Origin of the sequence: Pseudoflavonifractor sp. An85, from assembly GCF_002161235.1 — a bacterium.
Taxonomy (GTDB): domain Bacteria; phylum Bacillota; class Clostridia; order Oscillospirales; family Oscillospiraceae; genus Enterenecus.
This window is the reverse complement of sequence record NZ_NFHE01000005.1, coordinates 72,896-92,417: the sequence shown is the minus strand read 5'-3', so window position 1 is coordinate 92,417 and position 19,522 is coordinate 72,896. Positions and strand designations below refer to the sequence as shown.

Here is a 19,522-nt window from a genome sequence, read left to right as displayed (position 1 = left end):
GTTTTTAAGTCCTTTCGTCGTTTTCCAGCCAGCTGATGGCGGTTACGGGACAGGAGTCAATGGCCTCCTGCACCGGCGACAAGGTCTCCTCTGTGACAGGTTGGCACACGCCGGACTTGCCGTCCTCACCGATGCGAAACACCTTGGGACACAACCCCACGCATACCCCACATCCGATACACAGATACTGATCCACCGTAGCGTTCATACAAAGCACCTCCTTTTCATGGGATGCCTTTAGAATGCCACCGTGTCCAATGTCTTAAACCTTCCTCGCTGTGTCACACATCCTATCACAGGTTTCGTTGCATTTCTGTTGTTATAACAACACTTGATTCATGAAATAAATGCCAGGTGGGAACACATCCCACCTGGCATACGTTATACATCTTCCGGGCAACAGACAAAATCGGAGTCCATATAGTGGGCAAAGGTCTGGACCTGGAACTTCCGCGGCTGGCACAAGGTTCCGCTATCCTCCGGCACAGCAAAGCGCACGCAGCGCACCAAAACGTCTCGGCAGCCGCTCTCTTGATGGGGCGGGATGGGCAGTACTTTCACGCCCCGGGTCTCCTTCTCCTCGTTGTCATTGACCTCGGTGAGGATCACCGCCAGAGACACCCGGCGCTGAGGACACACGTCCTTCACGGTTACATCCACCTGGACAATGCGCCCCACCGCATCCAGGGCTATCTCTCCGGCATCCACCACCACGGCATCGGTGCACCCCTCCGCCGTCACTTCCACCGGCGTGGGACACGGCTCGGGCTGGACAATGATGTCACACCCCACCCGCACCGTGGGGTCGGGGAACACCACCAGGTTGCCCTGGGCGTCGCTGTACTGGATGGACTGATTGACCAGCTTCAACCCTCCCGTTTGGCTGCGGTGGCGCACCAGGAAGGACAGAGTAGCGCTCTCCACCCCGCTCACCCCCAAGCTGTCCATGCGCCAGGTCAGCTGGGTATCCGAGCTCTGGTCCACCGTCCCCTTGGCCGGGGGAAGAATTTGCGTAATTTCAAAATCCGGATTGAGTGCCTCCTCAATCTTCAAGTCCGTGGCCCCGGGCTTGGTGAGGTTGGCGGCCAGCTCGGCAAAGATCTCCTCCAGGTCTGCTGGTGTGGGGGCAATGGCCACATGGATGGAGTCCGGGTCACTGGCCCAGTTGTTCAACGCACTCACATCCAGACCATCGGTGCCCACCAGACCAATGCAGTAAATGATGATCCCTTTGGCCTTAGCCAAATCGGCAATGGGAGCCGGGGGTGGGCCAGCGGTAGTGTTGCCGTCGGTAAACAGCACCATCACCTTCACCGGGTTGCTCCCCGTCTCCAGCAACTGGGTGGCCTGGGCAAAGGCATCTCCGTGGTTGGTGCTGCCTCCCGCCGCCAAACCATTCACTGCCGCTTTCAAATCTGCCACCGAGGTGGTCAGTGTCGTATCCTTCCGGGCGGTGGAGGCAAAGCTCACCACCCCCATTTTGGTGCCGGAGCCCAAGTCTCCGCTTCCGCTCCCGTCGGATGTGGCCTGCTGGATGATATCAATGAATGTGTCCGCTCCCTCCTTCACCGCCGCCAGCGGCTCCCCGGCCATACTGCCGGAGCGATCCAACACCAACACGATGTCGGTGGGATTTTCGATGATATCGGGAGAAGCAGTGAGGGCCAAGGTCACCTTGAGTACGCCATCGCACCCAATTTGATCCCGGTCCACCACTTTGTTGGAACTGGTAATTCCCATCTGGGCATCCTACTTCTGGGGGTTCTATCCCCCAGCCATTCTATGCCCGGATAAGATTTTTGTCTGCCCGCTCCCACTAGGGGCGAACCGCCCGCATCAGTCGGGCCACCCGTTCCGCAGTGGAGGCCAATAAGGTGTGACTGTTGCCCATGGCCTCCTCCAATGTGATGGGACCCGGAGCCGTGGAAAAGATGGCGTCGATGCCATAGTCATAGACCCGCTCCGCCTGAGGGCCAATACTGCCCACAATGGCCACCACGGGGATATTACCCTGGGCCTTCACCCGTTGAGCCACCCCCACCGGAGTTTTCCCACACACGGACTGTCCGTCCATACGCCCTTCCCCCGTAATCACCAAGTCCGCATCGGTAACCCGGGCATCAAACCCCACGGTGTCCAAAACGGTGGTGATCCCCGAACACATCTGAGCGTTGGTGAAGAGCAGCAAACCCGCTCCCAGGCCACCGGCTGCGCCAGCCCCCGGGACATTTACCACATCCCGCCCGGTGCAGGCCTGCCCCACCCGGGCAAAATGGGCCAGATTCTGGTCCAGCTTGGCCACCATTTCCCCATCTGCTCCCTTTTGTGGCCCAAACACCGCCGAGGCTCCCTGAGGACCACACAGAGGATTGGTGACATCGCAGGCCACCACCAGGGGGATTTGGGCCAATCGGGGGTCGATCCCATTCACATCCATCCGCTCCAGCCGCTCCAAGGCGCCGCCTCCCGGCGGCAGGCTCCGTCCTTGCCCGTCCAGCAGCTTCACCCCCAAAGCCTGTGCCATGCCCGCACCACCGTCGTTGGTGGCACTCCCTCCCAGGCCCAGCACCAGACGAGCACACCCAGCATTCAGCGCCGCCAAGATGAGTTCCCCTGTGCCATATGTGGTCGTGAGCATGGGATTTCGCTTTTCTGGGCTCACCAGAGGCAGGCCACTGGCCGCCGCCATCTCGATGACCGCCGTTCCATCCTCCAGTAGGGCAAATTCCGCCTGTACCGGTTCACCCAGCGGGCCAGTGACCGACACGCAAATTCTGCGCCCCGGGACGCTGTGCAAAAACGCATCCACCGTCCCTTCCCCGCCATCTGCCACGGGGATGCCGTCCACTTCCGCCTCAGGCCACACCCGACGAATCCCTTCCTCCAAATAGGACACCGCTTGAACCGCTGTGACACTCCCCTTAAAGGAATCGCAGGCAATGACAACTTTCACAGCCATTCTCTCCTTTCTTTCCCTTTTGATCTCAGTATAACACCACCGTTTTCTCCCCTCAAGAGTGCCGTGCACCCCCAGTTTTTCCATAAGAATCTCTTGCACAAAATCCACATGTATGCTATAGTTTGCTTAGGGTAACCACACCCTGTTCTTTTTTGCACAAAATGTTAGCCACCGCTAACATTCTTTTTTGTGGTTATTGTTAGCCGCAGCTAATTGGAAGGAGATTGAATTCCCATGATGATGGACAAACGGCTGTTGGGTATGGTGCCAGACAGCAAAAAATTTATTGCCGGTAATGTGGCCTGCCAGTGGATTTCCATGGTGGCCAATACTGCCTTGGTCTTCACCCTGGGCTGGCTGGTGGAGTTGCTGCTGAATGGGCAGTCCGTACAGGGAAAACTGCCCTGGGTGGCTGGCATTGCCCTGGTGGCTCTGGTGGTGCGGTGGTTTGCTCTGCGCACCGCTGCCAGCATGAGTCACTTGGCCTCCCGACAGGTCAAGGGCAACCTGCGCCGGGCTCTGTTTGAAAAGCTGTATACGCTGGGCGCCTCGTACCGCCAGCGCACCACCACCGCCCAAGTGGTGCAGGTGGCCGTGGAGGGCGTGGATCAGCTGGAGATCTACTTCGGCTCCTACCTGCCCCAATTCTTTTACAGTCTTCTTGCTCCAATAACCCTGTTTTTCTTCCTGGCTCCCATCAGCCTGTTGTGTGCCGTGGTGCTGTTGGTGTGTGTGCCCCTTATTCCCGTAGCCATTGCCGCGGTGCAGACCTTTGCCAAAAAGCTGCTGGCCAAATACTGGGGCAAGTACACCAGCCTGGGTGACCATTTCCTGGAAAATCTCCAGGGGTTGACCACCCTAAAAATCTACCAGGCGGACGAGGCCCGCCAGGAGGAAATGGCCCAGCAGGCGGAGGAGTTTCGCAAGGTGACCATGAAGGTACTCACCATGCAGCTCAATTCCATTGTCATTATGGACCTCATCGCCTACGGCGGGGCCGCTCTGGGCGCCATTCTGGCCTTGCTCCAGCTGTCCCAGGGGCACATCACCCCCGCCGGGTGCTTTGCCATCATCCTCCTCTCGGCAGAGTTTTTCCTCCCCATGCGTTTGCTGGGCAGCTTCTTCCATGTGGCCATGAACGGCATGGCGGCTGCTCAGAAGATCTATGCCCTGCTGGATCTGGAGGTCCCCACCCCCGCTACTGAAACCGTAGAGGGCACCCCCACTCTGGAGTGCCGGGACGTGACCTTCTCCTACGATGGACAGCGGCCCATTCTCCAGGGCGTGAATCTGACCATTGTCCCCGGCACTCTCACCGCCGTGGTGGGCGAGAGCGGCTGCGGCAAGTCTACCCTCTCCGCTCTGTTCATGGGCCGCAACCAGGGGTATGGCGGACACATCACCTTGGGTGGCAAAGAGCTGTCCTCCCTGTCTGAGGACAGTCTCATGGCCCACTGCACCTACATTGGCCACCGCAGCTATCTCTTTAAGGGGACGGTGCGGGACAACCTGTTGCTGGCTTGTCCCGACGCTCTGGACGACCAGCTGTGGGCCGTTCTGCAACAGGTGAATCTGGCCCCCTTCCTCCGGGGCGAGCAGGGGCTGGACACCCATCTGCAAGAGGGCGGCAGCAACTTCTCCGGCGGTCAGCGTCAGCGTCTGGCCCTGGCCCGCGCCCTCTTGCACAACAGCCCCATGTACATCTTCGACGAGGCCACGTCCAACGTGGATGTGGAGAGTGAAAACGAGATTATGGAGCAAATTTATCTTCTCTCCCGCACCCACACGGTGCTGGTGATCTCCCACCGTCTGGCCAATGTGGCCGGGGCAGACACCATCTTCGCCATGGACGGTGGCCGCGTGGTGGAGCATGGCTCCCACAAAGAGCTGTTGGCCCAGGGCGGCCTATACGCCCACCTGTGGCAGCAGCAACGGGAATTGGAACACTACAACAACCAGGAGGAGGTCCCCGCATGAAACAGCGAAGCAATTTAGCCTGTATGGCGCAACTCATCACCTTGGTGGGGCCCCTCACCGGCGTGATGCTGGTGGCCATTCTTTTGGGTGTGCTGGGCTTCCTGGCCGCCACCCTCATCCCGGTTTTGGGCGGCGTGGGCATCCTCTCAGTGGTCAACCACTGGGATGCTCTCCCCCTTATCTTCCTCATCGCCGCCCTGTGCGCGCTGCTTCGCGGCGTGTTCCGCTACGGCGAGCAGACCTGCAACCACTACATTGCCTTTAAACTGCTGGCCATTTTGCGCCAGAAGGTGTTTGCTGCCCTGCGCCGTTTGGCCCCCGCCAAACTGGATGGGCGGGACAAGGGAGATTTGATTTCGGTCATCACCTCAGACATTGAGCTTTTGGAGGTGTTTTACGCTCACACCATCTCCCCCGCTGCCATTGCCCTGGTGATGAGCCTCATCACCGCCGCCTTTTTGGCCTGGTTCCACTGGGCCTTTGGGGTGCTGGCCCTGGTGGCCTATGCCACGGTGGGTATCCTTCTGCCGGTGCTGGCCTCCCGCCGCTCCGGTGAGACCGGCAACCGCATGCGCCAAAAGGCAGGACAACTCTCTGCCTTCGTGCTGGACAGCCTGCGAGGCGTGGATGAGACCATCCAGTATCACGGCCAGGCCCAGCGCCTGGAGGAGCTGGAGGGACGCACCACCGATCTGGGCTGGGTGCAGGGACAGATGAGCCGCATCACCGGCGGCAACACCGCCGTCACTCACACCGTCATCTGGGTCTTTGACCTGGCTCTGCTGACCCTGGGGCTGGTGTTGCTGGAGAAGGGCCAGGTGGACTTTGGCGGGGTACTCATCCCTCTCATCACCCTCATGTCCTCCTTTGGCCCGGTGGTAGCGCTGGCCAATCTGGGCACCACCCTGCAAAGCACCTTTGCCGCCGCCCGCCGGGTGCTGGACATTCTGGACGAGAGCCCAGTGGTGGAAGAAGTCACCGGTAAGGCCGCCACCACCTTTGACGGCGCTGCCTGTCAAAACCTCACCTTCTCTTACGGCGGCGAGACCATTTTGGACGATTTGACCCTGGACTTCCCCAAGGGGAAAGTGGTGGGCATTGTGGGCCGCAGTGGCTCGGGCAAGTCCACCCTGCTCAAGCTGCTCATGCGCTTCTGGGACCGCCAGGGGGGCGATGTGGCCCTCTCCGGTCGGGACGTGAAAGAGATCAATACCGCCGATCTACGGACCATGGAAGGGTACATGACCCAGGACACCGACTTGTTCCACGATACCATTTTGAAAAACATCCTCATTGCCCGCCCCAACGCCACCCGGGACGAGGTGGAAGAGGCCTGCAAAAAAGCCTCCATCCACGACTTTATCCTCACCCTACCCCAGGGGTATGACACGCCGGTGGGCGAGCTGGGCGACACCCTGTCCGGGGGCGAGCGGCAGCGTCTGGGTCTGGCTCGGGCTTTTCTCCACAACGCCCCCTTCCTGCTGCTGGATGAACCCACTAGCAATCTGGATAGTCTCAATGAGGCCGAGATTCTCCGCTCTCTCCACCGCGAGCGGGAGCAGCGTACAGTCATCTTGGTCAGCCACCGCCGGTCTACCATGGGCATTGCCGACGAGGTGCACTCGGTGGAGCATGGGAGGGTGAGCTGATGGCCTCCGCGGTGGAGAAAAAACGCCAGCGGGAGCAGAAGGTGGTGGGGCAGATGATCGCTATCTACTGCCACGGCGTTCACCACACCCCCACCGGACAGCTGTGTCCCCAGTGCCAAGCGCTGAACAACTACGCCATGGAGCGCAGCGACAAATGTCCGTTTATGCAGGAGAAAACCTTCTGCTCCAACTGCAAAGTACACTGCTACCGAGGTGACATGGCCACCCAAATCCGACAGGTCATGCGCTATGCCGGGCCTCGTATGCTCCTCCACCACCCTGTGATGGCCATTCGTCACGTGTGGGAGAGCGCCAAAGAAAAAAGACAACAAAACAGGAGATGATGCTGGTATGAAAAAAGCTCTCTATATCGTCGTGGGTTGCTTGGGCCTGGTGCTGGGCGCCATTGGCGCCGTGCTCCCCCTTCTCCCCGCCTTCCCCTTTCTGATGCTGGCCGCCTACTGCTTTGCCCGCAGTTCCCAGCGGCTGCACAACTGGTTTACCTCCACCAAGCTGTATAAAAGCAACTTGGAGAGCTTTGTCAAAGGCCGGGGCATGACCTGGAAAACTAAAATTCGCATCATGGTCACCGTCACCCTGGTGATGTCCATTGGCTTTTTCATGATGGGCAGCGTGCCCGTGGGCCGCATCATCCTGGGCTGCGTATGGCTGTTTCACATTCTCTTTTTCATCTTTGGCGTCAAGACTCTTTCCTCGGCACAGGCCGAACACTATCGCAAATTGGACGAGAACGCCTCCCAGGCATAAAGCACTTTGCCCCGTGTACCATTTTTGTGGTACACGGGGCATTTTACGGTTAATTATTTCTCCTCCTGCATATTATAGATGCAACGGAGGTGCTGAGCATGAGCCCAAAACTACGTCAATTCATTCTGTGTCTTGCCATCCCCCTGGCGGTGGGTGGTCTATCCGCCTACCTGACCATGGGAGCGATGGCAGAGTTTGAGGCATTGAACAAGCCGCCCCTGTCTCCCCCAGGCTGGCTGTTCCCCGTGGTGTGGACCGTCCTGTTTCTCCTCATGGGAATTGCCTCCTATCTGGTAGTGCGAGCCGACGCCCCGCAGCCCATCACCAAAAAGGCCCTGATCTTTTATGGCATCCAACTGGGGCTGAACTTTGCCTGGAGCCTGCTCTTTTTCAACCTGGGTCTATACCTGGTGTCCTTTTTCTGGCTGATCCTGCTGTGGTGCATCATTCTGCTCGCCACACTGCAATTTGCCGCGATCCGGCGTTTAGCTGGGTATCTGATGATCCCCTATCTGATCTGGGTCGCCTTTGCAGGGTACTTGAACTTCGCTATCTACTGGCTGAACCGATAAAAATAGCCTGGAGCCAAATTGGTCCCAGGCTATTCTTCTGTTTCTTCCTCCATGTTGCATCCACACCTGGGACAATACGGGCGTTTGGGCGTAATCCGTCCTCCGCAATATGCTCCACAGCTGGGACAACGCACCTTGACAAGCCCCAGAATCGCCCCAAGCACAATCATTCCGCCACCCAACATGGACACCAGCGTAATCGTCTCATTGTGGAAACACGGTATACCAAACAACAAAGCCCCTGCCAAAACCAACAACGCTGACACTCGGTCCCAGAATCGAAGTTTTCTCATTCTTATCCCCCATTTCCATTCTTACGCAAAAAAAGAATGCCTTTCGCCGGTAAAAAACACAACCCAAATTCGGTAAAGAATCGTTGACAATCATCCATCCACAGAACTGGTGTTTCCTCCAACAGCAGAAAAAGACCTGAAACGATTGGTTTCAGGTCTTTTTGGTGGAGATAAGCGGGATCGAACCGCTGACCTCTTGAATGCCATTCAAGCGCTCTCCCAGCTGAGCTATACCCCCAGGTCGTATTTGTTTTTGTCGCGTCCCCTGCGGAACGAATGTTAGTATAACCGAAGGCTCGACAAAAGTCAATAGCTTTTTCAAAAAATTTTTCCTCTTATTTCTCGCCCACTCCTGGCGCGTTTTGGAGCCTCCATGCATGCCTACACCGTTGTTTCGTCAAGGGCATCTGTCGCCCCAGCGATAAGGTGGGCCTGACCCTCTCTCAGGAGAGCACCTTGGAACTTCCCCTGCTGTGTATCCCCGGTCCGACCTTGAATCTGGGGGGCCATCGCCGGTGTCCTGTCCGTCACCGACCTCGACGCTGGACCGTTGGGATGTGCAAAAAACACCTGAATGGCCACAGGCAACGTGGCTGCCTCCTCCACCTATGCCGCCGATGGTGGCGAGTTTTTCTTCTACGCGGTGTTACCGCTGGCAACTATCTGGTGAAGGCCAAACAGAGCGCGTAAAAACTTTTTCAAAAAAATTGAAAAAAGCGTTGACAAACCACCTTGTCTTTGATATACTCCTTTTTGTCGGCACGAGAGAGCCGCTCAAAACAAACAAACATTCGGGGGTATAGCTCAGCTGGGAGAGCGCTTGAATGGCATTCAAGAGGTCAGCGGTTCGATCCCGCTTATCTCCACCAAAAGACCTGAAACCGATCGGTTTCAGGTCTTTTCATTTTTATTTCGAAGGCCGATGCAGAGGAACCTCTGCATCGGCCTTTTCTATCACAAATTGCTGTATCCCATCAATGAGATATCCACCGCCCGGGCTGCCTCCCGGCCCTCGGCAATGGCCCACACCACCAGGGATTGGCCCCGGTGCATGTCTCCGGCCACAAATACCCGCTCCACGCTGGTCTCATAGCCGCCGGGTTGGGTGGCCACGTTGGTGCGGCCGTCCCGTTCCACCCCGAAGGCCTGGGCCACATATTCCTGGCTGCCCAAAAAACCTGCAGCGATAAGCACCAGGTCCGCAGACACCTCCACCTCACTGCCCTCCACGGGCACCATCTGCATCCGTCCGGTGGCCTCGTCCCCTTTGGGTTCCAGGCTCACCAGCACCGCCCCGCACACCTTGCCCTGGTCGTCCTGTTTGAACTCCTTGACGGTGGTCTGATAGCGGCGGGGGTCCTCCCCAAACACAGCAATGGCCTCCTGCTGGCCGTAATCGGTTTTCAGCACCCGGGGCCACTGGGGCCAGGGGTTGCCGGGGGCACGGGTCTCCGGAGCCTTGGGCATCATCTCCAACTGGGTCACCCCTGCCGCCCCCAGGCGGATGGCAGTGCCCACGCAGTCGTTGCCCGTATCACCGCCACCAATGACCAGCACCTGCTTGCCCTGGGCCAGATGGGTGGGTACCTGCTGGAAATCGCTGTCCAACAGAGCCTTGGTGACCTGACCCAGAAAATCCACGGCAAACATCACACCCTGAGCCTCCCGGCCAGGCACCGGCAAGTCCCGGGGCTGACTGGCCCCACAGGCCAAAATCACCCGGTCGTACTCCTCCAGCAGCTCTTGGGCGGTAACAGTGCGGCCCACGTCCACGTTGCACCGGAACTCCACCCCGGCCTGCTCCATGAGGGCAATGCGGCGATCAATGACGTTCTTATCCAGCTTCATGTTGGGGATACCGTACCGAAGCAATCCACCCGGGCGGTCGCTGCGCTCGAACACCGTCACCAAGTGGCCGCGCTGGTTGAGCAGCAGCGCTGCAGACAGCCCAGCCGGACCGCTGCCCACCACAGCTACCCGCTTGCCGGTGCGCACCTTGGGGGGCTCACCGCTCACCAGACCGTGGGCAAAGGCATACTCGATGACCTGCCGCTCGTTGTCCTTGGTGGTCACCGGCTGGCTGTACTCTCCGCAAGTGCAGGCCGCCTCACACAGAGCGGGACACACCCGGGAGGTGAACTCCGGTAGACAGTGGGTGCGGGTCAGGCGAATGTACGCCTGCTCCCAGTTGCCGTGGTACACCAGGTCGTTGATCTCGGGCACCAGGTTGTGAAGGGGGCAGCCGGAGGCCATGCCGCCGATCATCATTCCTGCCTGACAGAAAGGCACCCCGCACTCCATACACCGAGCCCCCTGCTGTTGCTGCTGCTGAGGGGTGAGAGTGGTGTGGAACTCGTCAAAATTCTTGATGCGCTCCAGAGGCGGAACGGAAGGCCCGTCCTGGCGCTGATATTCCATAAATCCTGTGGGCTTTCCCATCTTCCTCAACCTTCCTTTCCGGCCACACTGGCGTAGAACGCCTCGATCTGGGCCTCTTCCCGGCTCATCCCCTGCTCCTCAAACTGGGCAGAGAGCTGCATCAGCTTCTTATACTCCCCGGGAATGATCTTCTTAAACCGGGGTAGATAGTGGTCAAAATCGTCCAGGATCTGGCGGGCCTTCTCCGAACCGGTGGCGGCCACATGGGCACGGAGCATTTGCCTCAGCTCCTCCCGGTCAAACTTACTCTCCACCTTCTCCATGAGCACCTGGCCCTTGTTCAGATTGCGGTAGAGCCGGTTTTCCTCATCCAACACGTACACCACACCACCGCTCATACCAGCGGCGAAGTTCTTGCCCGTGGGTCCCAGAACCACCACACAGCCGCCGGTCATATACTCGCAGCCATGTTCGCCCACGCCTTCCACCACGGCCCGGGCCCCGGAGTTGCGCACGCAGAACCGCTCGCCGGCCATACCGTTGATGTAGGCTTCTCCGGATGTGGCGCCGTACAGGGCCACGTTGCCGATGATGATATTCTCGTGGGGGACAAATTTGGCCTGCTTGGATGGATACACCACCAGCTTGCCGCCGGACAGGCCCTTGCCGAAGTAGTCGTTGCTGTCCCCTTCCAGCTCCAGGGTAAGGCCCTGGGGAATAAAGGCGCCAAAGCTCTGTCCGCCTGCTCCGTGGCAGCGGACGGTGATGGTATCCTGGGGCAGACCCTGGGGATGGCGGCGGGTGAGCTCAGAACCCAGCAACGTGCCAAAACTGCGGTCGGTGTTCACCAAATCCACCTCTACGCTGTGAGCCCGGCCACTGGACAGGCTGTCCTTGACCTTGGCATTTTTCAGCAACACCGTTTTGTCCTTGGTACGCTCCAGGTGGAAGTCGTAGGCGCACTGGGGATCGAAGACCGTCTGGCTGTCCGGAACCTGGGCCAGTACGCCGCTGAGATCCACCTTGGCGGCATTGCCCGTGAGATCAGTTCTCTGCCGCAGCAGATCAGTGCGGCCCACCATCTCGTCCACGGTGCGCACCCCCAACTTGGCCATGTACTCCCGCAGCTCCTGGGCGATGAACCGCATGAAGTTCTCCACATTCTCCGGCTTGCCCATAAAGCGCTTGCGCAACTCCGGATTCTGGGTGGCCACACCCATGGGGCAGGTATCCAGGTTGCACACCCGCATCATGGCGCATCCCAAAGTCACCAGGGGCGCGGTGGCAAAGCCGAACTCCTCAGCGCCCAGCAGGGCCGCCACTGCCACGTCCTTGCCGCTCATGAGCTTGCCGTCAGTCTCAATACGTACCCGGTCCCGGAGGCCGTTTTGCAGTAGGGTCTGGTGGGTCTCCGCCAGTCCCAACTCCCAGGGCAGTCCTGCATCCAAAATGGAGCTGAGAGGAGCGGCGCCGGTGCCACCGTCATATCCGGAGATCAGAATCACCTGGGCTCCCGCCTTGGCCACACCGGCGGCCACGGTACCCACGCCGGCCTCGGACACCAACTTCACCGAGATGCGGGCATACTTGTTGGCATTTTTCAGGTCGTAAATGAGCTGGGCCAGGTCCTCAATGGAGTAAATGTCGTGGTGCGGAGGCGGCGAGATCAGGCTCACCCCAGGGGTGGAGTGGCGGGTCTTGGCAATCCAGGGGTACACCTTCTGGGCGGGTAAGTGTCCGCCCTCCCCAGGCTTGGCTCCCTGAGCCATTTTAATTTGCAATTCCTTGGCGCTGACCAGGTAGCGGCTGGTGACGCCGAAGCGGCCGCTGGCCACCTGCTTGATGGCAGAGCTGCGATCATGGTCGGTTCCCGCCGACTCCAACCGCTCGTCGCTCTCGCCGCCTTCGCCGCTGTTGGACTTGCCGTGGAGTCGGTTCATGGCCACCGCCAGGGCCTCGTGAGCCTCTTGGGAGATGGAACCGTAGGACATGGCCCCGGTCTTAAAGCGGGTGACGATGCTCTCCACGCTCTCCACCTCATCCAGGGGCACCCCCTGTTCGGGGTAGTTGAACTCCATGAGAGAGCGCAACGTTCCATACCGCTCCTGGTCCACCTGGGCGGTGTACTGCTGGAACAGCCGGTAATCCCCCGTACGGGTGGACTGCTGCAACAGATGGATGGTCTGGGGATTGTAACGGTGCTCCTCCCCCTGGCTGCGCATCTTATGGCGGCCCACCGAGGGCAAAGTCAGGTCCACCGCTAACCCCAGCGGATCGTAGGCCTTGGAGTGCTGGGCATCGGTCTGGGCGGCAATGTCCTCCAGCGTGATGCCGCCAATGCGGCTGATGGTGCCGGTAAAGTAGGTGTCAATCACATCACGGCTGACGCCGATGCACTCGAAAATCTGACTCCCCTGGTAGGACTGAATGGTGGAGATACCCATTTTGGAGGCGATCTTCACGATGCCCTGGAGCACTGCGTGGTCGTAGTCCTCCACCGCAGCGTAGTAATCCTTTTGCAGAAGGCCGTCCTGCACCAGCTGCGCCACGGTGGCGTGGGCCAGATAGGGATTGACCGCGCAGGCACCATAGCCCAGCAGACAGGCAAAGTGGTGCACCTCCCGGGGCTCCCCGGACTCCAGAATCAGGGACATGGCGGTACATTTCTTGGTCTTCACCAGGTACTTGTGCACCGCCGACACCGCCAGCAAAGACGGAATGGCCACATGATTTTCATCCACGCCCCGGTCGGAGAGGATGAGGATGGTAGCACCTTTGCGGTAGGCCTTATCCACCTGGACAAACAACTGCTCCAGCACCCGATCCATGGGGGTATTTTTATAATATAAGGTAGATACAGTGGCCACCTGGAAGCCAGGACGGCTCATGGTCTTGATTTTCAACAAATCCAGGTCGTTCAAAATGGGGTTGTTGATCTTGAGCACCCGGCAGTTCTCCGGCTGCTCCTGGAGCAGATTGCCGTTTTTCCCCGCGTAGACGGTGGTGGAAGTGACAATTTTCTCTCGCACCGAGTCAATGGGCGGGTTGGTAACCTGGGCGAACATCTGCTTGAAATAGTGAAACAGGGGCTGGTACTGGTGGGAGAGCACCGCCAAGGGGGTGTCAATGCCCATGGCACCAATGGATTCACTGCCGTTCAAGGCCATGGAGCAGACGCTGTTGCGGTACTCTTCATAGGTGTAGCCAAAGGCGATTTGCAGCCGGGCACAGTACTCCCGGCTCAGCGGGGGCACCGGCTGGTTGGGAACTTTCAGGTCATGGAGCTCCACCAGATTGCTGTCCAGCCATTCGCCGTAGGGCTCTTTCCCGGCGTAGCGCTCCTTGATCTCCTCGTCGGTGTACACCCGGCCCTGCACCGTGTCCACCAGCAGCATTTTCCCCGGATGGAGCCGCTCCTTTTTCTCAATCTGATCCTCGGGGATGGGCAGCACGCCCACCTCTGAGGAGAGGATGAGCCGCCCATCGCTGGTGATATAGTACCGCGAGGGGCGCAGGCCGTTGCGATCCAGCACCGCCCCCATGATGTCACCGTCGGAGAAGAGGATGGAGGCGGGGCCGTCCCAGGGCTCCATCATGGTGGCATAGTACTGATAGAAGTCCCGGAGGGGCTGGGAGATGGTGTCGTTATGGCTCCAGGGCTCGGGGATGGCCACCATCACCGCCAGGGGCAGCTCCATGCCGCTCATAACCAGAAATTCCAGGGTGTTGTCCAGCATAGCCGAGTCAGAGCCGTCGGCATGGATCACCGGCAACACCTTACTCAGATCATCTTCCGAAAAGGTGGGGGTGGACATGGTCTCCTCCCGGGCCTGCATCTTGTCGGCGTTGCCCCGGATGGTGTTGATCTCTCCGTTGTGGACCATGAAGCGGTTGGGGTGAGCCCGCTCCCAACTGGGGTTGGTGTTGGTGGAAAAGCGGGAGTGCACCAGAGCGATTGCAGAGTCAAAATCCTCGTCCTGCAAATCCGTAAAGAAGGTGCGCAGCTGCCCCACCAGGAACATTCCCTTATATACGATGGTACGACTGGACAGCGAGGGCACATAGGTATTGTCATTGCTCTGCTCAAACACCCGACGCACCATGTACAGCTTTCGGTCAAAGGACAGCCCGGGGGCCACATCCACAGGCTTTTTCACAAAGCACTGATAAATGGCAGGCATACACGCCAGAGCCTTCTCCCCCAGTACCTGGGGCGCGGTGGGCACCGCCCGCCAGCCCAAAAACTCCAGCCCTTCCTTGGCCACGATGACCTCAAACATCTTCATGGCTCGGCTGCGGCGCAGCTCGTCTTGCGGGAAGAAGAACATGCCCACGCCGTATTCCCGTTCCCCGCCCAGCGGAATTCCCAACGGAGCACACACTTTGGTGAAAAAGCGGTGGCTGATCTGGACCAGAATGCCTACACCGTCTCCAGTCTTGCCCTGGCCATCCTTGCCTGCCCGGTGTTCCAGATTCTCTACAATGTGCAAGGCATCGGCCACAACGCTGTGATTTTTCCGGCCTCGGATGTCCACAACAGCCCCGATGCCGCAGTTATCGTGCTCCAGCTGCTTGCAATACAAGGTTTGCTCGGATTGCTTGGTCATGGTGACTCCCCCTTTGGAATATCAGTCAAAACGGACACAAGGGCGCCAAAGAACCTCCCGGGCCACCTTGCCCGCGGGATTCTCTGACACCCTTGTCCATCTCGCATTCTGATTTACAAATACATCCGTACGCCACGCACGGACTATTTATTTCGTTAAAGTATACGACACTGCCGCCCCATTGTCAACCCCTCTGGACACAAATGGCAGTTTCCACAAGTTTATTCCAGAAACAACCACTTCATTTTGCGTCATTTTTACACTTGACGCGGAAGAAAAAGGGGCGTATCATAGGCCCATCCAACGGACAAGGACGTCATGGAGCTCGCTTCTGTGACGCCCTTGTCCGTTTTCATTTTCTGGAGAGGATGGATGAACATGACCAACGTACCCACTTATTTTGGCTGCAAGGTATTTGACCAGCGTGTGATGAAGGCTCGCCTTCCCCAAGATATTTACCGCTCTCTGCGCTGCACCATGGAAGAGGGCACGCCCCTAAATTTGCCCGTGGCCAACGTGGTGGCCGCCGCCATGCGGGATTGGGCCGTGGAACAGGGCGCCACCCACTTCACTCACTGGTTCCAGCCCATGACCGGCGTCACTGCCGAAAAGCACGACAGCTTCATTTCCCCCGCCCCCGACGGTGGTGTGATTATGGAGTTTTCCGGCAAGGAGCTGATCCGAGGGGAGCCGGACGCCTCCTCCTTCCCCTCTGGCGGACTGCGAGCCACCTTTGAGGCCCGGGGCTACACCGCCTGGGACCCCACCTCCTTCGCCTTTATCAAGGGCAAGACCTTGTGCATCCCCACCGCCTTCTGTTCCTACGGCGGTGAGGCCCTGGATAAGAAAACCCCGCTGTTGCGCTCCATGGAGGCCCTGAACCGTCAGGCCCTGCGGGTGTTGCACCTGCTGGGAGACACCGATGTGAAATCGGTGCGCACCTCCGTCGGCCCCGAGCAGGAGTACTTCCTGGTGGATCGGGCCCTGTACGACCAGCGCCCCGACCTCATTTACACCGGACGCACCCTCTTTGGCGCCCGCTCCCCCAAGGGCCAAGAGCTCAACGACCACTACTTCGGTAACATCAAGGAGCGGGTGGCCGCCTACATGGAGGAACTGAACGAAGAGCTTTGGAAACTGGGCATCTTGGCCAAGACCCAGCACAATGAGGTGGCCCCCGCCCAGCACGAGCTGGCCCCCATCTACACTACCACCAACATCGCCACCGACCACAACCAGCTGACTATGGAGATCATGCAGAAAGTGGCTCTGAAGCACGGTCTGGTGTGTCTGCTCCACGAAAAGCCCTTTGCAGGGGTCAACGGATCGGGCAAGCACAACAACTGGTCCATGGCCACCAACACCGGCGTGAACCTTCTCTCTCCCGGAGAGAAACCCCACGAGAACACCCGGTTCCTCCTCTTCCTGTGTGCCGTCATTCAGGCAGTGGACGACTACCAGGATCTGCTGCGTCTGTCCGTGGCCACCGCCGGTAACGACCACCGCCTAGGTGCCCATGAGGCTCCTCCCGCCGTGGTGTCCATCTTCCTGGGCGACGAGCTGTCCGGGATTCTAAAGTCCATCGAAGAAGGAAGCCAGTACATCGCTCCTCAGAGCGAGAGCGTCAAGCTGGGCGTTCATGCCCTGCCTCCTCTGACCCGGGACACCACCGACCGCAACCGCACCTCTCCTTTTGCCTTCACCGGCAACAAGTTTGAATTCCGCATGCTGGGCTCCTCCAACTCCATCGCCTGTGCCAACATGATGCTCAATGCCGCCGTGGCCGAGTCCCTGCGCCAGTACGCCGACCGGTTGGAGCATGCCACCGATCGAGTGGCGGAGATCCACCAGATTCTCCGTGACGTCATCCACCAGCACCAGCGCATTCTCTTTGACGGCAACGGCTATGATGAGAGCTGGATTGAAGAGGCGAAAGCCCGTGGCCTGTTGAATCTGCCCACCACCGCCGACTGCATGCCCTACCTGCTCCATGAAAAGAATGTGGAGATGCTCACCCGCCACGGGGTGTTCTCCGTGCCCGAGATTAACTCCCGGTGTGAGATCATGCTGGATAACTACTGCAAGACAGTGGAGATTGAGGCCAACACCATGATTGACATGGCCCGTCAGGACATTCTCCCCGCCGTTCAAAGCTACGCCGCCCATGTGGCCCAGGGCATTACCGCCAAACGCGCTGTGAATCCGTCTCTGACCTGCTCTTACGAAGAGAACACGCTGGAGCAGCTGAGCCTGCTCACCGATCAGATCGCCCAGCGCATGGAGCACTTGGAAGATGTGACCTATCAGGTGGCTCAGTCTTCCGACGTCACTGGCGCTTCGGAAGCCATCCGGGATCAGGTGCTTCCCGCCATGGAAGCCCTGCGCCACGCCGCCGATCAGGCGGAGACCATCACCGCCAGCCAGTACTGGCCCTACCCCTCCTACGGACAGCTTCTGTTTGGAGTGCGGTAACATCAAACATACCATGGGCGCCCACACCCGGATCTTCCGGACGTGGGCGCCTGTGTATAAGGAGGAATTGACATGTGTTCCATCATGGGATACTGCTCCCCAGATGCAGATTTCTCTGCCTTTCTTGGGGGATTTTCCAAAACCAAGTCCCGAGGCCCGGACGACTCCAAACTGGTGGAAACCCCGCTGGGTGTGCTGGGCTTTCACCGTCTGGCCATTATGGGGCTCCATCCCCAGGGCATGCAGCCCTTCCAGCTGGACGGCTGTTACTGCGTATGCAACGGAGAATTGTACGGCTTTGAGGCGGTACGGGAGCAGCTGAAAGCCAAGTACGCCTTCCAAAGTGAGTCAGACTGTGAGATTTTGCTGCCTCTCTACAAAGAATACGGGGTTGACCTGTTTGCACAGCTGGATGCCGAATTTGCCTGCATCATTCTGGACACCGACGGCGGCCATGTGGTGGCCGCTCGAGACCCTATTGGCATTCGCCCCCTCTACTATGGCTATGATGAGGCGGGAGCCATCGTCTTTGCCAGCGAACCCAAAAACCTGATGGATCTGGTGAAAGAGATTTTCCCCTTCCCTCCCGGCCACTATTATCTGGATGGACAGTTTGTGGCCTATACCGACATGACCCGTGTGGACCAGGTGGTGGATGGTGATCTGGACACCATTTGCCGCAACATCCGAGAAAAGTTGGTGGCAGGCATTGAAAAGCGGTTGGTCTCCGACGCCAAGGTGGGCTTTCTCCTCAGCGGTGGCCTGGACTCCTCTCTGGTGTGCGCCGTGGCCGCCAAGGCCTCTGCCGCTCCCATCCGTACCTTTGCCATCGGTATGGATCAGGACGCCATTGACCTGAAATACGCCCGAGAGGTGGCCGAGTATATCGGCAGCCAGCACACCGAAATCATCATCACCAAAGAGGACGTGCTAGCCGCCCTGGAGCGTGTGGTGGAATTGCTGGCCACCTATGACATCACCACCATCCGGGCCAGCATGGGCATGTATCTCATCTGCAAAGCCATCCATGAACAAACGGACATTCGGGTGCTCCTCACCGGAGAGATTTCCGATGAGCTGTTTGGCTACAAGTACACCGACTTCGCCCCCTCTCCTCAGGCGTTCCAGGAGGAGGCCGCCAAGCGAGTGCGGGAACTGCACATGTACGATGTGCTGCGGGCGGACCGGTGCATTTCGGTCAACTCCCTGGAGGCCCGGGTGCCCTTCGGCGATCTGGATTTCGTGCGCTATGTCATGGCCATTGACCCCGGTCTCAAGTGCAACACCTACGGCAAGGGAAAATACTTGCTCCGCCGTGCCTTTGAGGGGGATTGGCTTCCTTTGGACATTCTGTACCGGGAGAAGGCAGCCTTCTCCGACGCCGTGGGACACTCCATGGTGGACGACCTGAAAGCCTATGCAGAGACTTGCTACACCGACCAGGAATTCCAAGCTCGCCGCGCCCGGTACACCCATGCCAAGCCCTTCACCAAGGAGTCCCTTCTCTACCGAGAGCTGTTTGAGAAATACTATCCCGGTCAGAGCCAGATGGTGGCAGACTTCTGGATGCCCAACCGCGCCTGGGAAGGGTGCGATGTGGACGACCCTTCCGCCCGAGTCCTGTCCAACTACGGCCTGAGCGGGCAATAACAGCCCATGGAGGGGAGGTTTTCCCTCCCCTCTTTTGGGTCATAATAACTTTGTGCCTGCGCCTCCATCTTGCTTTCCACCAAATTCTCCCCTTGACTTCCCCATCCCCCCATGCTACAATGAGGGCAGTTGAAAAGGGAGTAGTTTAAAGCTATGCCGTCAACACCTCGGTCAGTTTCCTGACCTGGCGGTATGC

General features: G+C 58.9%; 12 protein-coding genes and 2 tRNA genes. 8 read left to right on the top strand and 6 right to left on the bottom strand.

The genetic code is table 11. The features are described 5' to 3' along the window. Window positions 1-4: 4 nt before the first annotated feature. The 3 genes from B5G37_RS04135 to B5G37_RS04125 all read right to left on the bottom strand — a co-directional run bounded on the left by B5G37_RS04135 (window position 5) and on the right by B5G37_RS04125 (window position 2,953). Window positions 5-208 carry a ferredoxin gene (locus B5G37_RS04135; protein ID WP_087254301.1) on the bottom strand — a complete coding sequence of 68 codons (204 nt, stop codon included), beginning with the start codon at window positions 206-208 and terminating at the stop codon, window positions 5-7. Window positions 209-381: 173 nt separating this feature from the next. Continuing rightward, a complete protein-coding gene (locus B5G37_RS04130; RefSeq protein WP_087254297.1) occupies window positions 382-1,740 on the bottom strand; it encodes a VWA domain-containing protein in 1,359 nt (452 codons plus the stop codon). Window positions 1,741-1,816: 76 nt separating this feature from the next. Continuing rightward, window positions 1,817-2,953 carry a glycerate kinase gene (locus B5G37_RS04125; protein ID WP_087254462.1) on the bottom strand — a complete coding sequence of 379 codons (1,137 nt, stop codon included), beginning with the start codon at window positions 2,951-2,953 and terminating at the stop codon, window positions 1,817-1,819. A 240-nt stretch (window positions 2,954-3,193) separates the two neighbouring features. Between B5G37_RS04125 and B5G37_RS04120 the strand changes: the two genes are divergently transcribed. The 5 genes from B5G37_RS04120 (at window position 3,194) to B5G37_RS04100 (ending at window position 7,925) form a co-directional block, all read left to right on the top strand. After that, a complete protein-coding gene (locus B5G37_RS04120; protein WP_204217853.1) occupies window positions 3,194-4,936 on the top strand; it encodes an ABC transporter ATP-binding protein/permease in 1,743 nt (580 codons plus the stop codon). Continuing rightward, window positions 4,933-6,585 carry an ABC transporter ATP-binding protein gene (locus B5G37_RS04115; RefSeq protein ID WP_087254294.1) on the top strand — a complete coding sequence of 551 codons (1,653 nt, stop codon included), beginning with the start codon at window positions 4,933-4,935 and terminating at the stop codon, window positions 6,583-6,585. Before B5G37_RS04120 ends, B5G37_RS04115 begins: the two co-directional genes overlap by 4 nt. Next, window positions 6,585-6,929: a nitrous oxide-stimulated promoter family protein gene (locus tag B5G37_RS04110; RefSeq protein ID WP_087254291.1), complete on the top strand. Its 345-nt coding sequence runs from the start codon at window positions 6,585-6,587 to the stop codon at window positions 6,927-6,929. Before B5G37_RS04115 ends, B5G37_RS04110 begins: the two co-directional genes overlap by 1 nt. Before the next feature lie 7 nt (window positions 6,930-6,936). Next, entirely contained in the window at window positions 6,937-7,353 is a 417-nt protein-coding gene (locus B5G37_RS04105; protein ID WP_087254290.1) for a YbaN family protein, read from the top strand. Between the two features lie 98 nt (window positions 7,354-7,451). Next, the gene (locus B5G37_RS04100; RefSeq protein ID WP_087254287.1) at window positions 7,452-7,925 is read left to right on the top strand and encodes a TspO/MBR family protein; all 474 of its coding nucleotides are present in this window, start codon (window positions 7,452-7,454) and stop codon (window positions 7,923-7,925) included. 455 nt (window positions 7,926-8,380) lie between these two features. Here the strand turns inward: B5G37_RS04100 and B5G37_RS04095 are convergent. After that, a tRNA-Ala gene (locus B5G37_RS04095) sits at window positions 8,381-8,456 on the bottom strand. A gap of 555 nt (window positions 8,457-9,011) precedes the next feature. Here B5G37_RS04095 and B5G37_RS04085 point away from each other — a divergent pair. Beyond that, window positions 9,012-9,087: transfer RNA gene (locus B5G37_RS04085), tRNA-Ala, on the top strand. A gap of 85 nt (window positions 9,088-9,172) precedes the next feature. On the opposite strand, the gene B5G37_RS04080 is transcribed toward B5G37_RS04085, so the two are convergent. Both B5G37_RS04080 and gltB read right to left on the bottom strand, forming a co-directional pair. Beyond that, window positions 9,173-10,657, bottom strand: a complete 1,485-nt coding sequence (locus B5G37_RS04080; protein WP_087254283.1) for a glutamate synthase subunit beta — start codon at window positions 10,655-10,657, stop codon at window positions 9,173-9,175. A gap of 5 nt (window positions 10,658-10,662) precedes the next feature. Then, on the bottom strand, window positions 10,663-15,204 hold the full coding sequence (gene gltB / locus B5G37_RS04075) for a glutamate synthase large subunit (protein ID WP_087254281.1): 4,542 nt from the start codon (window positions 15,202-15,204) through the stop codon (window positions 10,663-10,665). A 378-nt stretch (window positions 15,205-15,582) separates the two neighbouring features. Between gltB and B5G37_RS04070 the strand changes: the two genes are divergently transcribed. Both B5G37_RS04070 and asnB read left to right on the top strand, forming a co-directional pair. Further along, window positions 15,583-17,676: a glutamine synthetase III gene (locus B5G37_RS04070; protein ID WP_087254455.1), complete on the top strand. Its 2,094-nt coding sequence runs from the start codon at window positions 15,583-15,585 to the stop codon at window positions 17,674-17,676. Window positions 17,677-17,760: 84 nt separating this feature from the next. Then, entirely contained in the window at window positions 17,761-19,326 is a 1,566-nt protein-coding gene (asnB, locus tag B5G37_RS04065; RefSeq protein WP_343229681.1) for an asparagine synthase B, read from the top strand. The last annotated feature ends 196 nt before the right edge of the window (window positions 19,327-19,522 follow it).